Genomic DNA, 14,618 nt, shown 5'->3' on the forward strand with positions numbered 1-14,618 from the left:
ACCTAGTCCTTTTGTCGTCATTGATCCGGCTATTCTAGCTCCGGACCCGCCGAAAAGGTTGATTCTCCTCATGAGCCAAGCGCCCCTCGTCCTGGTGGACGGTTCGTCCTACCTCTACCGCGCCTTTCACGCGCTGCCGCCGCTGACCACCTCCAAAGGCATGCCCACCGGCGCGGTCAAGGGCGTGCTGAACATGCTCAAGAGCCTGCGCAAGCAATACCCCGACAGCTTGTTCGCGGTGGTCTTCGACGCCAAGGGCGGGACGTTCCGCGATGCCATGTTCGCCGAGTACAAGGCCAACCGCCCGAGCATGCCCGACGACCTGCGGGTGCAGGTCGAGCCGCTGCATGCCAGTGTCCGCGCCCTGGGCTACCCGCTGTTGTGTGTCGAAGGCGTGGAGGCCGATGACGTCATCGGCACCCTGGCGCGCAGCAGCGCGGCGGCCGGTCGCCCGGTGATCATCTCGACCGGCGACAAGGACATGGCCCAATTGGTGGACGGCCACGTCACCCTGGTCAACACCATGACCGGCAGCGTGCTGGACGTCGCCGGCGTGCACGAGAAGTTCGGCGTGGGCCCCGAGCACATCATCGACTTCCTGGCCCTGATGGGTGACAAGGTCGACAACATTCCCGGCGTGCCGGGTGTCGGCGAGAAGACCGCGGTAGGCCTGCTGACCGGTATCGGCGGCGGCTTGAGCGACCTGTACCAGAACCTCGACAAGGTCCCGGCCCTGGCCATCCGTGGCGCCAAGACCCTGCCGGCCAAGCTCGAGGAGCACCGCGACGCGGCCTTCCTGTCCTATGAGCTGGCCACCATCAAGTGCGACGTCGAGTTGGATGTCGAGGTCGATGCACTGGTTTGCGGCGAGCCCGACCGCGAGGCACTGCTGGCGCTGTACACCGAGATGGAATTCAAGAGCTGGATCGCCGACGTGCAGCGCGAGGCGGCCCAGGCCGGTACCACGGTCGTTGCCGCCGCAGTACCTGAGCAGAAGGTCGAGCCAACGTACGAAACCATCCTCGACCAGGCGCGTTTCGACGCCTGGCTGGAGAAACTGCGCCAGGCGCCGCTGTTTGCCTTCGACACCGAGACCACGGGCCTGGACGCGCAGAAAGCGCAGCTGGTCGGCCTATCCTTCGCTGTCACCCCGTTCGAGGCCGCCTACGTGCCGCTGGCCCATGACTACGAAGGCGCTCCGGCGCAGTTGGACCGTGAAGCCGTATTGCTGGCGCTCAAGCCACTGCTGGAAGACCCAGCCAAGGGCAAGGTCGGGCAGAACGCCAAGTACGACATCAATATCCTGGCCAACGGCAGCCCGGCCATCCTGATGCGTGGCGTGGCCTACGACACCATGCTCGAGTCCTACGTGTTCAACTCCACCGCCACCCGTCACGACATGGACAGCCTGGCGCAGAAGTACCTGGACCACACCACCATCTCGTTCGAGGACATCGCCGGCAAAGGCGCCAAGCAGCTGACCTTCAACCAGATCCACCTGGACAAGGCCGGCCCCTATGCCGCCGAGGACGCCGACATCACCCTGCGTCTGCACCACGCGTTGCAGGCACGCTTGGCTGAAACGCCGAGCGTGATGCCCGTGCTGATGGACATCGAGATGCCGCTGGTGCCCGTGCTGGCGCGCATCGAGCGCCAGGGCGCACTGGTGGATGCGGCGTTGCTGAAGGTGCAGAGTGGCGAGCTGGGCGTGAAGATGGCCGACCTGGAGAGCAAGGCCTTCGAGCTGGCCGGTGAGGTGTTCAATCTGGGCTCGCCCAAGCAGCTTGGCCTGATCCTGTACGACAAGCTCGGCATGCCGGTGTTGAGCAAAACCGCCAAGGGCCAGCCTTCCACGGCCGAGGCCGTGCTCGATGAACTGGCCGAACAGGGCTACCCGCTGCCCGAAGTACTGATGCAGTACCGCAGCCTGAGCAAGCTCAAGAACACCTACACCGACAAGCTGCCCGAGCAGATCAACCCGCGTACCGGGCGCATCCACACCTCCTACCAGCAGGCCGTGGCCGCCACCGGGCGCCTGTCGTCCAACGACCCGAACCTGCAGAACATCCCGATTCGCACCGCCGAAGGCCGGCGCATACGCCAGGCCTTCGTCGCCAGCCCAGGCTACAAGCTGCTGGCGGCGGACTACTCGCAGATCGAACTGCGCATCATGGCCCACCTGGCCAAGGACGAAGGCCTGCTGCATGCCTTCCGCAACGACCTGGACGTGCACCGCGCCACCGCCGCCGAGGTGTTTGGTGTGGCCCTGGAGGCGGTGACCACCGACCAGCGGCGCAGCGCCAAGGCGATCAACTTCGGCCTGATCTACGGCATGAGCGCGTTCGGCCTGGCCAAGCAGATCGGCGTCGATCGCAAGCAGTCCCAGGACTACATCGACCGTTATTTCGCCCGCTACCCCGGCGTGCTGGCGTACATGGAGCGCACCCGCGCCCAGGCCGCCGAGCAAGGTTTCGTCGAAACCCTGTTCGGCCGGCGCCTGTACCTGCCGGACATCAACGCCAAGAACCCGGCCCTGCGCAAGGGCGCCGAGCGCACGGCGATCAACGCGCCGATGCAGGGCACCGCGGCGGATATCATCAAGCGCGCCATGGTGGCGGTGGACAACTGGCTGAGCGACAGCGGGCTGGATGCGCGGGTGATCCTCCAGGTGCACGACGAACTGGTGCTGGAGGTACGCGAGGACCTGGTCGAGCAGGTGAAAGATGAAATTCGTGGCTACATGAGTGGCGCCGCGCAACTCGATGTACCGCTGCTGGTGGAAGTCGGCATTGGCGCGAATTGGGACGAAGCTCACTAAACGCAGCGTGAAAGCTGTGTAGGATCTGCGGCGTAGTGTCGCGGATCCGGAGCTGGCCGAAGGCCATTAGATCGGGAGTTTCATGAAACTATCGCAAATAGTTTCCAGGGGCTCGGAACTAATCCGGTGAACCGCCACTCAGAGGTACTGAATGGCTGGTGAAGCCTTTCGATGCTCCTATGTTGTGTTAAGTGTTGGCAGATACCCGGACCCCGCCCTAGCGGTCCGGACTTGAACCCCGAACTTCCCCCTCCCCATATGAAGTCCGGGGTTTTTTTTGCCCGTAATTCGGCGTTTGGGCGGGGTGCTGCCTCTGTGGAAGCGGGCTTGTCGGACCGCCGCACCGCCGCGAAGCAAGCGACGCGGTGCCTGGCACCGGCTGTGCCGGTGTTCGCGGCTGAAGCCGCTCCCACAGTGACCGCGCTAGCTTTGGCAGTTGAGCAAGACAGTTGCACCCACAAGCCTTCAGGCCACCGGCTTGTCTTCCAGCTCCATCCAGTCCGCCAGCACCCGGTAGGCTTCTTCCAGGCCCAGGCGCTTGGGCGCCGAGAACAACTGGATGGTCACGCCGTCACCCCAGCCCTTGCGAATCTCCGCCTGTACCTTGAGCAGGGTGTTCTTGCCCGCGCCGTGGGTCAGCTTGTCGGCCTTGGTCAGCAGGATATGCATGGGCATGCCGCTGGCCTTGGCCCAGTCGAGCATCATCTTGTCGAAGTCGGTCATCGGGTGACGGGTGTCCATCATCAGGATCACCCCGCGCAGGCACTCGCGGCTGCCCAGGTAGGCCTCCAGGTGTTTCTGCCAATGCTGCTTGAGCGGGATCGGCACTTTTGCATAACCGTAGCCCGGCAGGTCGACCAAACGCCGTTCATCGTCCAGACTGAAGAAATTCAGCAGTTGGGTGCGCCCGGGGGTCTTCGAGGTGCGCGCCAGGCTGGCGTGGGTCAGGGTGTTGAGGGCACTGGATTTACCGGCGTTGGAACGGCCGGCGAAAGCCACCTCGTAACCCTGGTCTTCGGGGCATTGTTCGACCTTGGCGGCGCTGAGGGCGAATTTGGCTTTCTGGCAGAGGCCGAGGATGGGGTTCTTGACTTGCATGGGATTTCCGATGTGGGTGTTGCCCAGCGCTGGAGGCGTAGGACCAGGCCTGGCAAGCGGTGTCGTTTCCGTTTGGCTGGCGGAAGTATATAATGCCCCAGTTTTTGTGTGCTCATTCGCCCAGCGAAGGCAATTGAGCATGGGGTGTCGAACAATAGCTCGCGCAACAGAACGCAGCGCGGCCCCCAACCCTGTCAGGTCGTTTCGCATGGCGAAATGGCTGCTTGCTGTCGGTATGTTCCTGCCGTTTTTCAGCGCACAGGCTACACAGGATCCCGAGGCGTTGTACAACCGCACGTGCGCGGCCTGTCACGCCGGACAACTGCCCCAGGCACCTAAAAGCGGTGACCGGGCGGCCTGGGAGCCAAGGCTGGCGCGAGGCATGGAGCAACTGGTGGTGCATGTTACACAGGGTTTCAAGGCTATGCCGCCGCGTGGATTGTGCATGGACTGCAGTGCCGAGGACTACCGTTTGGTCATCCTTTGGATGAGCGGCAGTCCCGATACATAACATTTCACCCTTAGCCGTGTTGGATTAGCTGATGAACAAACTAGTCGTGAGTCTGCTGTTGACCATGGGTGTCGCAGGTGCGGCCACTGCTGCAGAACCTATCAAGGGCGACGCCGCCGCCGGCCAGGCCAAGACTGCCGTCTGTGGCGCCTGCCACAACCCCGACGGCAATAGCCTGGCGCCGAACTTCCCGAAACTCGCCGGCCAAGGCCAGCGCTACCTCGAAAAACAACTGCACGACATCAAGTCCGGCAAGCGTACCGTGCTGGAGATGACCGGCATGCTGGCCAACTTCAACGACCAGGACATGGCCGACATCGCCGCCTACTTCGCCAGCCAGAAAGGCAGCGTCGGCGCCGCCGATCCGAAGCTGGTCGAGCGTGGCCGCGCGCTGTTCAACGGCGGCGACCTCGAGAAAGGCATGCCGGCCTGCACCGGTTGCCACTCACCCAATGGCGCGGGCATCGCCTTGGCGGGTTTCCCCCATCTCAGTGGCCAGCACGCCCAGTACGTCGGCAAGCAGCTGACCGACTTCCGCGAAGGCAACCGCACCAACGACGGTGACGCCATGACCATGCGCACCATCGCCGGCAAGCTGAGCAACAAGGACATCGAAGCGCTGTCCAGCTACATCCAGGGCCTGCACTGATCCTCTAGGTCCGGGCGTTAACACTCGGTTAATGCTTCAGCGCTAAAGATGAAAAGGGCAGCCCGCGCTGCCCTTTTTTCTGTCCATAGCCGTTACACTACAGAACTCGAGCCCTTCCCGGCCTGTCCTACGCAGGTCGCGTCGAGGCGACCAAAGACTGCTCAGGAGTAAAGCATGCGTAAACTGATTCTCAGCGCTGCGCTGGTCGCCGCCAGCGTATTCGGTATGGCCGCCGTGCAGGCCGCTGAACCTGCCACCGCCGGCAAGGAATATATCGAGCTGAGCAACCCCGTCCCGGTGTCGGTGCCAGGCAAGATCGAAGTCGTCGAGCTGTTCTGGTACGGCTGCCCGCACTGCTACCACTTCGAGCCGACCATCAACCCCTGGGCTGAAAAGCTGCCGAAGGACGTCAACTTCAAGCGCGTACCCGCCATGTTCGGCGGCCCGTGGGATGCCCACGGCCAGATGTTCCTGACCCTCGAAGCCATGGGCGTCGAGCACAACGTCCACGCTGCCGTATTCGACGCCATCCAGAACAAGCGCATGCGCCTGACCAAGCCTGAAGAAATGGCCGATTTCCTGGCCACCCAGGGCGTGGACAAGGACAAGTTCCTGGCCACCTTCAACTCATTCGCCATTAAAGGCCAGGTCAACCAGGCCAAAGAGCTCGCCAAAAAGTACGAAATTACTGGCGTTCCAAGCCTGGTGGTCAATGGCAAGTACCGCTTCGACCTGGGTACCGCTGGCGGTCCTGAGGGCGTGCTGAACGTCGCCGACCAGCTGATCGCCAAGGAGCGCGCCGCTAAGTAAGCGGCGAGCGCCATGGGCCGCTTTCGTTCCACCCGAAGCGTCGGCCTGCACCAGCCGCAGGTCAACGAGCATCACCTGCAGGCCACCGGCCTGCCGGCCGATGGTCGTCTGCGGCTGCTCAGTTTCAATATCCAGGTCGGTATCAGCACCGAGCGTTATCGCCATTACGTGACCCGCAGCTGGCAGCACCTGCTGCCGCACAATGGCCGCGCCGGCAACCTGCAGAAGATCGGCGAGCTGCTCGGTGATTTCGACCTGGTGGCCTTGCAGGAAGCCGATGGCGGCAGCCTGCGCTCGGGCTACGTCAACCAGGTCGAGCATCTTGCCCAGCTGGGCGCCTTTCCCTACTGGTACCAGCAGCTCAATCGCAACCTCGGACGCTTCGCCCAGCACAGCAACGGCGTGCTCAGCCGCCTCAAGCCCCAGCACCTGGAAGACCACCCCTTGCCTGGCCCCGCAGGGCGAGGAGCGATCCTGGTGCGTTTTGGCGAGGGTGAGGACGCGCTGATCGTGGTGGTGATGCACCTGGCCCTGGGCGCCAAGACCCGCGTCCGCCAGCTGGCTTACATTCGCGAGTTGATCGGCGGCTATCGCCACCAGGTCCTCATGGGTGACATGAACACCCACGCCAGCGACCTGCTCGAACACTCGCCGCTGCGCGACCTGGGCCTGGTCGCGCCCCAGGTCGAGGCCACCTTTCCGAGTTGGCGGCCACAGCGCTGCCTTGACCATATCCTGCTCAGCCCGAGTCTGGCCCTGGAGCGGGTCGAGGTGCTGGCCCAACCGATTTCCGACCACCTTCCGGTCGCCGTCGAGATCCGATTGCCTGATGCCCTGACTGTGGATACGCTGCCGATCCCCAGCTAGGCCTGCCAAGGGCGAGTCATGCCCTCAAGTGTTCGGCTTTTCCGCCGAAATCCAGTGATTACAGGACTAGATGCCACCACCCGTTGCGGAATCAGGCATGACCGAAGAAGCCGAGCGCTGGAAAGAAAAATACCTCAAGAGCATCGAGCAGCAGGAAAAGCTCGAGCGGCGCTGGGAAGCCCGCCTCGACCTGCTGCGCCGTGGCCTGGTGCGCAGCACCCTGGCGGCGGAAGGCAGCGACAAGATCGTTGACCAGTGCATGAAGGAAATGCGCGAGGTCATCCGTGGCGACAACATGGATGCCGGGCTGGCCGGGCTGATTCCGCGCCTGGAAAAAGCCGTGCTCGATTCCGAGCAGCGCCGCGAGACGCGCATGAACCAGGTCAGCGAGGCGCTGACGGCACTGGTTACCCAGTTGCAGACTTTGCCCCTGCCGGGCGATGTCGCCCGCCCGCTGAAGAAACTGGCGAAAAAGCTCGATGGCGGCGTCAGCCAGTCCCGCGAATTGCCGCCTTTGCTGGGGGAGCTCAGTGGCCTGCAGGGGCGCGCCCTGAGTGCCGTGCAACGGCCAGACGAGGACGCCCGGCCGGGGTTCCTGCAACGCCTGTTCGGTGGCCGCGAAGAGGCGCCGACCGACCTGGCGCTGGTGCCCGTCGCGGCCGAAGTACCGCTCCCATCACCTGTGCCGGCGGCGCCAGTTGCCGCGCCACAGGACGCCGATGAATTGCACGCCTTGCCCCCCGCGCCACTGGCGCGGCACGAGACGGTCGCGGTGCCTGAGGACGCGGCCCCGGTCGTCGAGCTCGAGTTGCCAGGCCCGGCGCTGGTCGAGACCACCCCCGTGGTTGCGCTCGAGCCCCAGCCTCAGCCCGAGGAGTTGGCGCCCGCAGTGCCGGTCGAGCCCGAGCCCACGCCCGTCGAGGCTGAACAGCCGGCAGTAGTCGATGCGCCGGAAATCCTGCCGGAGGGTGATGAGGCACCGGCCGAGGACAGTCCCGGCGAGGATGGCCCCTATGCCCTGCCCGATGCCGTCGAGCCGCCCTACAGCCAAGTCGCGGCCCATATCGAGCAGACCCTGATCGGTCTGCTCGACGATCTCAGCCTGCCCGAGCGTCACAAGGCTCAGGCCCTGGAGATGCGCGAACGCGTCTCGCGAGGCCTCAACTGGTATGAGCTGATCCCGGTGCTGGATGACCTGGCCGTGCTCATGCTGGCGATCACCGACAGTGGCCAGCATGAGTTCGAGGCCTACCTGCAGGAGCTCAACGAACGCCTGGAAAGCTTCCAGAGCCACTTGCACGAAGCCAGCGCGGGTCATGCCGACAACAGTTCCGCCGCCCGTGAACTGGACAGCCAGTTGCGCGAGCAGGTCGATGGCCTGCAGAGCAGCGTACAGGGCGCCGTCGATGTCGACAGCCTCAAGCACATCCTCGAGAACCGCCTTGAAGGCTTGTTGGTCACCATGGACGAACACCAGCATGAGCGCGATCGTCGTGAACAAGAGCTGGCCGGTCGCCTGCAAGGCCTGGCCGAGCGGGTGGCGAGCATGGAACAGGAAGCTCAGGGTTACCGCGAGCACCTCGAGGAGCAGCGGCAGAAGGCGATGATCGATCCGCTGACCGGCCTGCCCAACCGCGCCGCCTGGTCCGAGCGGGTCGAGCGCGAGGTGCTCGAGTGGCAGGACAACGGCGGTCACCTGGCGATGGCCATTCTCGACCTCGACCACTTCAAGCGCATTAACGATGGCTACGGTCACCTGGCTGGCGACAAGGTGTTGAAAATCGTCGCCGAGCAATTGCGCAAGCGCCTGCGTGGCCGCGACTTCATCGCCCGCTTTGGCGGCGAGGAATTCGTCCTGCTGCTGCCGCAGACCTCGCCACCGGCTGCGGTGCAGGTGGTCGAAGCGCTGCGCGCGGCGATCGAAGCCTGCCCGTTCCACTTCAAGGGCGAGCGGGTGGTGATCACCACATCCATCGGTCTGAGCGCCTTCCGCTCCGGCGAGCGCAGCGACCAGGTGCTCAAGCGCGCGGACGAGGCGCTGTACCGGGCCAAGGACAACGGCCGCAACCGAGTCGAGCAGGCGTGAGCCTGCCTGTGATCGGAGGCATGGCGATCCGATGCGCGGAGCACGTTATACTGTAGCGCTAATGCCGCCTACCTCATGACGTGTTCCCCGCAATGAAAAGACTTTTCACCGCCCTGCTCCTGCTTGCCCTGGCCGGTTGCTCCAGTGGCCTGCGCATCGATCGCAGCCACCCTTCGGCGAACCAGGACAGCCGTATCCAGTTCGTCGTGCTGCATTACACCAACGCGTCGCTGGAGCGCTCGCTCGCCCTGCTCACCCACGGTGAGGTCAGCAGCCACTATCTGATCGGCGATGGCCCGGCCACGGTCTACCAGTTGGTGGACGAGAATCGTCGCGCCTGGCACGCCGGTGATAGCCAATGGCAGGGGCGTACCTGGCTCAACTCCAGCTCCATCGGCATCGAGATCGTCAACCCGGGCTACACCGATACCCCTTCCGGGCGGGTCTGGCATCCGTACAGCGAGGCACAGGTACAGGCGCTGATCGCCTTGCTCAAGGACATCGTCAAGCGCAACAACATCGACCCCCGACACATCATCGGCCACAGCGACATTGCCCCCCTGCGCAAGCTTGACCCGGGCCCGCTGTTCCCCTGGAAACGCCTGGCCGACGCCGGCCTGGGCGTCTGGCCTGATGCCGGCGCCGTGGCGCGCCAGCAGGCGTATTTCGAGGTCAATCCGCCGACCGTGACCTGGTACCAGCAGCAACTGGCGCGCTTTGGCTATGCCATCGACCAGACCGGCGAGCTGGATGTAGCCACCCGTCATGTGATCGCGGCGTTCCAGATGCGTTTCCGCCCACAGCGTTTCGATGGCATGCCGGATGCGCAAACGGCGGCGATGCTGCAGGTACTCAATCGCAAGCGCTAGCCGGCCTTGCCGGCGTCTACCGGGGAGCGCATATGCCCAACGGCCGCGCCAACTGCTGAATCCGTTGCTATACCTTTGGTATTCAACTGGATGCCGTGCATGTCTGCCCTGTTCGCCGTGGTGCGTCAATTTTTCCACCGGCCCTGGCTGCTGGCCGCTCTCGCGGCCCTGGCCAGCGCCGCGCTGTTGCTGGCCGCCAGCGTCGGGGTGACCCTCCAGCAGATGACGCAGAACGAAAGCGCGCAGATGAACGCCCGGGGCGAGCGCTTTCTCGAGCGCCTGGAGCAAGTGTTCGGCCAGTTGCGCGAGGGCGTCGATCAACTGCAGGCGCAGCCTTTGCGGGGCTGCGACACGGCCATGCTGGCCCAGTTGCAGCAGGTGGCGCTGAAGTCGCGGTTCATCTATGAGGCGGCCTATGTCAGCGGCACCCAGGCCTGCTCCAGCCGTGGCGGCGAGCGTGTCATCGAGCCGCTGCGCACGCCGGATATCCAGGGCCCGACCTACAGCTACTGGCTCAACACCACCACCGAGCCCAATGAAAACCTCGCGGCGCTGATGCTCGGGCGTGGCAACTTCCTGGTCTCCACCTCCCGTGGCCATCTCACCGATGTGGTCGACCTGCCGGCCGGCGGCAGCCTGTTGGTGGTGCTGGACCGTGGCACCCGGGCGATTCCGGTGCTCGGCCCGGAGCAGCACTGGCCGCCCACCGACGATTGGCCGCCGCCGTCGCACAAGTCGCTGGTCGAACTGCCCGACCGCCTGGTGTACCGGATGTCGACCAAATCGCCGGACTATCAGCTGGTGCTGATCGCACCCAGGGCCAGCCTGCCGCTGAAGCTCAATGGCATGCTCTGGCTGCTGTTTCCCGGTAGCCTGGTGCTGGCGTGTTGCATCGGTTGGTTGGTCTTGCAGCTGATCCTGCAACGCCGTTCGATGAGTTCCGAACTGCAGCAGGCGCTGCGCCGTGGCGAGCTGCAGGTGCTGTACCAGCCGATCTTCGAGCTCGACAGTCGCCGCTGTGTCGGCGCCGAGGCGCTGGTGCGCTGGCGCCGTCCGGATGGCAGCCTGACCAGTCCGGAGTTGTTCATCCCGTTGGCGGAGGACACCGGGCAGATCCGCCAGATCACCGACTTCGTCCTGCAACGGGTGCTCGAGCAACTGGGGCAGTTGCTGCGCGCCAACCGGCAGTTGTACATCTCGGTGAACCTGGCGGCGTGCGATGTGATGGCGCCGCGCATTGGCCGGGTGGCAGCACGCCTGCTGGCACACCACCGAGTGGCCGCCAGCCAGATTGCCTTCGAGGTGACCGAGCGCGGCCTGATCGATGTGGTAGTGGCGCGGGACAACCTGCAAGCGTTGCGGGCGGTGGGGCATCAGGTATTGATCGATGACTTCGGCACCGGCTATTGCAGCCTGGCCTACCTGCAGACCCTGCCGGTGGATTGCCTGAAGATCGACAAGTCGTTCATCGATGCCCTCGGTCACGACGCCGCCAGCAGCGGCGTGGCGCCACATATCATTCGCATGGCCCATGACCTGCATCTGCGGGTGATCGCCGAAGGCATCGAGTGCGAGGACCAGGCCGTGCTGCTCAATGCCGAAGGGGTCAACTATGGCCAGGGCTGGCTGTTCGCCCATCCGCTGAATGCCCGGCAGTTCGCCGAGCTGATCACCCGCGGTCGGCGGGTGGCGGGCCGGCGTATCGACGATGAGCCGTAACGCGGTTGATTACGCCATGAATCAGACCGGTAAGGCCATGTAGAACTGCGTGCCCTGCCCAGGCCGCGAAAACACCCCCATGCGTCCGCCGTGCAACTGCACGATCTCCTTGCACAGCGCCAAACCCAGGCCAGCCCCGCCCTTCTTGCGCCCGACTTGCACGAACGGCTCGAAGATTCGCCCTTGCTGACCATAGGCGATGCCTTCGCCACTGTCCTCGACGCTGATGATCACCCGCTCGGCATGCCGCCTTGCATGCAGGCGGATGCGCCCGCCATGGCCGGTGTGGCGGATGGCGTTGTGCAGCAGGTTGTCGAGCACTCTGTCGAGCTGGGCAATATCGGCCTGCAGCCGTGGCAGCGGGGGCTCCAGTTCGCGCACCAGCTCGATCTGCTTGGCTGCCGCCTGTTCGGCGAAGCGCTGCTCGGCGCGTTCGAACAGGACGTCGAGGTTGCAGGGCTCCAATGCCAGCTTCTGCAGGCCGCTCTGGTAGCGTGAGAAGTTGAGCAGGTCGTTGATCAGTTGGGTCAGGCGCTGCATTTCCTCGCCGATGGTCTCGAGCAGGTCGCTCTCGCGGGCTTCGGGCGGGAAGCTGATGCGCTCGCGCAGCAGGCCGAACGCCATGTGCATGCCGGTGACCGGGGTGCGCAACTCATGGGAGGCGCGTAGCACGAACTCGCTGCGTACCCGCTCGAAGGCGCGTTGCTCGGTGACATCGTGCAGCACCATGACCGCGCCGAGGATCGGCCCCTGGGGGTGGCTGACCGGGGTCAGGCTGTAGGTCAGCAGGCGGCTTTCCTCGTCCACTTCCAGGTTCAGGTCGTCGGGCGGGCGATCCAGGCTGCCGCCGCGCAGCACCTGGCGCAGCTGCTGTTCCAGCTCTGGGCGTTGCAGCGCCTCGGCCAGGCTGACCCCCAGGCGGCTGGGGTCCCAGCCGAGCTGGCGCTGGGCCACCGGGTTGAGGTGCTCCAGGCGCCCCTGGCGATCGATGATCAGCAGCCCGTCATCGATGCTGTCGAGCACCGCCTGCAGACGCTGCTGGCCGGCCAGCAGCTCGTCGATGTTGGTGGCCTGGTGCTTGCGCAAGGCATCGGCCATCAGGCCGAAGCGCCGGGTCAGTTGGTTGAGTTCGGTGGCCTGGGTCACCGGCAAAGTGACGTCGAAATTGCCCTGGCCGACCTGGTCGGCGGCCTTGGCCAGGGCTTCGATCGGCTGACCGAAACGCCGGGCGATGTTGTGCGCGGTGATGAAGCCTAGCACCAGCACGGTCAGGCCCATCAGGCCGAGGGTACCGCCGACCAGCAGCGCGTGATCGCGGGACTGTTCCTCGCTACGGGCGATGTGTTCCAGCGCCTGCTTGTGTGAGTCGAGCAAGTCGTTGCGTACCTGGTTGAAGGCCGCGCCAAGGGGTTGCTCGACGCCCATGCTGCGCGCTGGCGCGGGGCTGTCGCGGTAGGCTTGGAGGAAGGCCTGGTAGTTGCTGCTGGCCTTGCTGAAGCCGGTGCGTTCGCCGTCTTGCTCCAGGCCCTGGTTGAGCAGGCCCTGGAACTGGCTCTGCAAGGTGACCAGGCTCTTCGGGTCGGTATAGGGGTCGAGCATCAGGTTCAGCTGTTCACCGAGGTTTTGCCGCAGTTGCAGGCCCAGTGACAGGGTATGGGTGGTGTCCTGCACCAGGCGCTGCTGCAAGGTTGCCATCTGCAATACGCTGACCAGCCCCAGCAGCAGGCCCAGCAACGCCACCGTCACCAGCGCCGAAATGCTGAGGAACAGTCGCGTGCGCAGCTTCATCGGCCATTTCATAGGTTGTACTGCTTGCGTTTGCGGTACAGGGTGGAGGCGTCGATACCGAGGGTCTTGGCAGCCTGGTCGAGGGTGTCGCTGGTGGCCAGCACCGCGCCGATGTGCGCCCGTTCCAGCTCATCCAGGCTCAGCGCGGCGCCAACCCTTGGAGCATTGCTGGCCTGGGCTTCAGCCATGCCCAGGTGGCTGATTTCGACACGCTCCTGTGGGCAGATGATGCTGGCGCGCTCGATCACGTTACGCAGTTCGCGGATGTTGCCTGGCCAGCGGTAGTTGAGCAGCGCGCTGCGGGCCTCGTCGCTGAAGCCTCGGGCCGGGCGCGCGTACTCCTTGACGAAGCGCGCCAGGAAGCGGTCGGCCAGGGTCAGGATGTCTTCGCTGCGCTCGCGCAGTGGCGGCAAGTGCAGGGTGATCACATTGAGGCGATACAGCAGGTCTTCGCGGAAGCGGTTCTCGCGCACCATCTCGTCGAGGTTGAGGTTGGTGGCGGCGAGAATGCGGACATCGGCGCGGCGGGTGACTGGATCGCCGACCCGCTCGTATTCCTTATCCTGAATGAAACGCAGCAGTTTTGGTTGCAACGTGAGGGGAAAGTCGCCGATCTCGTCGAGGAAAAGGGTGCCGCCATCCGCCTGGCTGACTCGCCCCAGGGTGCTTTCGCTGGCGCCGGTAAAGGCCCCGCGGGTATGGCCGAACAGTTCGCTTTCCATCAGCTCGGCGTTCAGCGACGGGCAGTTGATGGTCACACAGGCCTTGCGTGCGCGCTTGCTCCAGCCGTGGATGGCGCGTGCCAGTTCGCCCTTGCCGGTGCCGGACTCGCCCAGGATGAGGATATTGGCGTCGGTGGTCGCCACCTGCCGGGCGGTTTCCAGCACCGCCATCATCGCCGGGCTGTGGGAGTCCAGGCCGTCCTTGGGCTTGCGTACTTCGCCTTCGAGGGCTTCCAGGCGCGCGGACAGTTGGCGTACCTCCAGCTGCTTGGCGGTGGCCAGGCGCAACTGGTCGGGGCTGCACGGCTTGACCAGGTAATCGGCGGCGCCGGCCTGGATCGCGTCCACCGCGGTGTCGATGGCCGAGTGGGCGGTGACTATTACCACCCGCATCCACGGCGCCTGGATACGCATCTGCGCCAGCACATCCAGGCCGTTGTCCTCGCCCAGGCGCAGGTCGAGGAAGCACAGGTCGAACACTTGGCGTTGCAGCAGGGTCTCAGCCTGGGCGGCGCTGTTGGCGGTGGCCACGCTGTAGCCTTCGTCCTCGAGGCAGTAGCGGAAGGTACGCAGGATGGCGGACTCGTCGTCCACCAACAGAATGCGGCCTTGGTTGTCCTGGGCAGATTCCATTTTTCCTGCGCTCCTTTGGGATTGGTCTCAATTAGTGTCGGAAAAATC

11 protein-coding genes are annotated in these 14,618 nt (G+C 64.7%); 8 read left to right on the top strand and 3 right to left on the bottom strand.

The window, feature by feature from the left end; all coding sequences use genetic code 11:
* The first annotated feature begins 70 nt into the window (after nucleotides 1–70).
* The gene (polA, locus tag HU772_RS00430; protein ID WP_186652711.1) at nucleotides 71–2,818 is read left to right on the top strand and encodes a DNA polymerase I; all 2,748 of its coding nucleotides are present in this window, start codon (nucleotides 71–73) and stop codon (nucleotides 2,816–2,818) included.
* 465 nt (nucleotides 2,819–3,283) lie between these two features.
* Here polA and yihA read toward each other — a convergent pair whose 3' ends face one another.
* Nucleotides 3,284–3,916: a ribosome biogenesis GTP-binding protein YihA/YsxC gene (gene yihA / locus HU772_RS00435; RefSeq protein ID WP_186652709.1), complete on the bottom strand. Its 633-nt coding sequence runs from the start codon at nucleotides 3,914–3,916 to the stop codon at nucleotides 3,284–3,286.
* A 208-nt stretch (nucleotides 3,917–4,124) separates the two neighbouring features.
* On the opposite strand from yihA, the gene HU772_RS00440 reads away from it, so the two are divergent.
* The 7 genes from HU772_RS00440 (at nucleotide 4,125) to HU772_RS00470 (ending at nucleotide 11,427) form a co-directional block, all read left to right on the top strand.
* Nucleotides 4,125–4,427 carry a c-type cytochrome gene (locus HU772_RS00440; protein WP_050703202.1) on the top strand — a complete coding sequence of 101 codons (303 nt, stop codon included), beginning with the start codon at nucleotides 4,125–4,127 and terminating at the stop codon, nucleotides 4,425–4,427.
* Nucleotides 4,428–4,458: 31 nt separating this feature from the next.
* The gene (locus HU772_RS00445) at nucleotides 4,459–5,076 is read left to right on the top strand and encodes a c-type cytochrome (protein WP_186652706.1); all 618 of its coding nucleotides are present in this window, start codon (nucleotides 4,459–4,461) and stop codon (nucleotides 5,074–5,076) included.
* Nucleotides 5,077–5,250: 174 nt separating this feature from the next.
* Entirely contained in the window at nucleotides 5,251–5,886 is a 636-nt protein-coding gene (gene dsbA / locus HU772_RS00450; RefSeq protein WP_186652704.1) for a thiol:disulfide interchange protein DsbA, read from the top strand.
* Between the two features lie 12 nt (nucleotides 5,887–5,898).
* Nucleotides 5,899–6,753, top strand: coding sequence for an endonuclease/exonuclease/phosphatase family protein (locus tag HU772_RS00455; RefSeq protein ID WP_186652702.1), 855 nt, complete (start codon nucleotides 5,899–5,901; stop codon nucleotides 6,751–6,753).
* Between the two features lie 97 nt (nucleotides 6,754–6,850).
* Nucleotides 6,851–8,839, top strand: a complete 1,989-nt coding sequence (locus HU772_RS00460) for a diguanylate cyclase (RefSeq protein ID WP_186652700.1) — start codon at nucleotides 6,851–6,853, stop codon at nucleotides 8,837–8,839.
* A 92-nt stretch (nucleotides 8,840–8,931) separates the two neighbouring features.
* On the top strand, nucleotides 8,932–9,708 hold the full coding sequence (locus HU772_RS00465; protein WP_186652697.1) for an N-acetylmuramoyl-L-alanine amidase: 777 nt from the start codon (nucleotides 8,932–8,934) through the stop codon (nucleotides 9,706–9,708).
* Between the two features lie 99 nt (nucleotides 9,709–9,807).
* On the top strand, nucleotides 9,808–11,427 hold the full coding sequence (locus HU772_RS00470; RefSeq protein ID WP_186652695.1) for an EAL domain-containing protein: 1,620 nt from the start codon (nucleotides 9,808–9,810) through the stop codon (nucleotides 11,425–11,427).
* A 21-nt stretch (nucleotides 11,428–11,448) separates the two neighbouring features.
* Here HU772_RS00470 and HU772_RS00475 read toward each other — a convergent pair whose 3' ends face one another.
* Nucleotides 11,449–13,227, bottom strand: a complete 1,779-nt coding sequence (locus tag HU772_RS00475; RefSeq protein WP_186652693.1) for a KinB sensor domain-containing domain — start codon at nucleotides 13,225–13,227, stop codon at nucleotides 11,449–11,451.
* Entirely contained in the window at nucleotides 13,224–14,570 is a 1,347-nt protein-coding gene (gene algB, locus HU772_RS00480; protein WP_186652692.1) for a sigma-54-dependent response regulator transcription factor AlgB, read from the bottom strand. Before algB ends, HU772_RS00475 begins: the two co-directional genes overlap by 4 nt.
* Between the last annotated feature and the right edge of the window lie 48 nt (nucleotides 14,571–14,618).

Origin of the sequence: Pseudomonas xantholysinigenes (genome assembly GCF_014268885.2) — a bacterium.
GTDB classification, from domain to species: domain Bacteria; phylum Pseudomonadota; class Gammaproteobacteria; order Pseudomonadales; family Pseudomonadaceae; genus Aquipseudomonas; species Aquipseudomonas xantholysinigenes.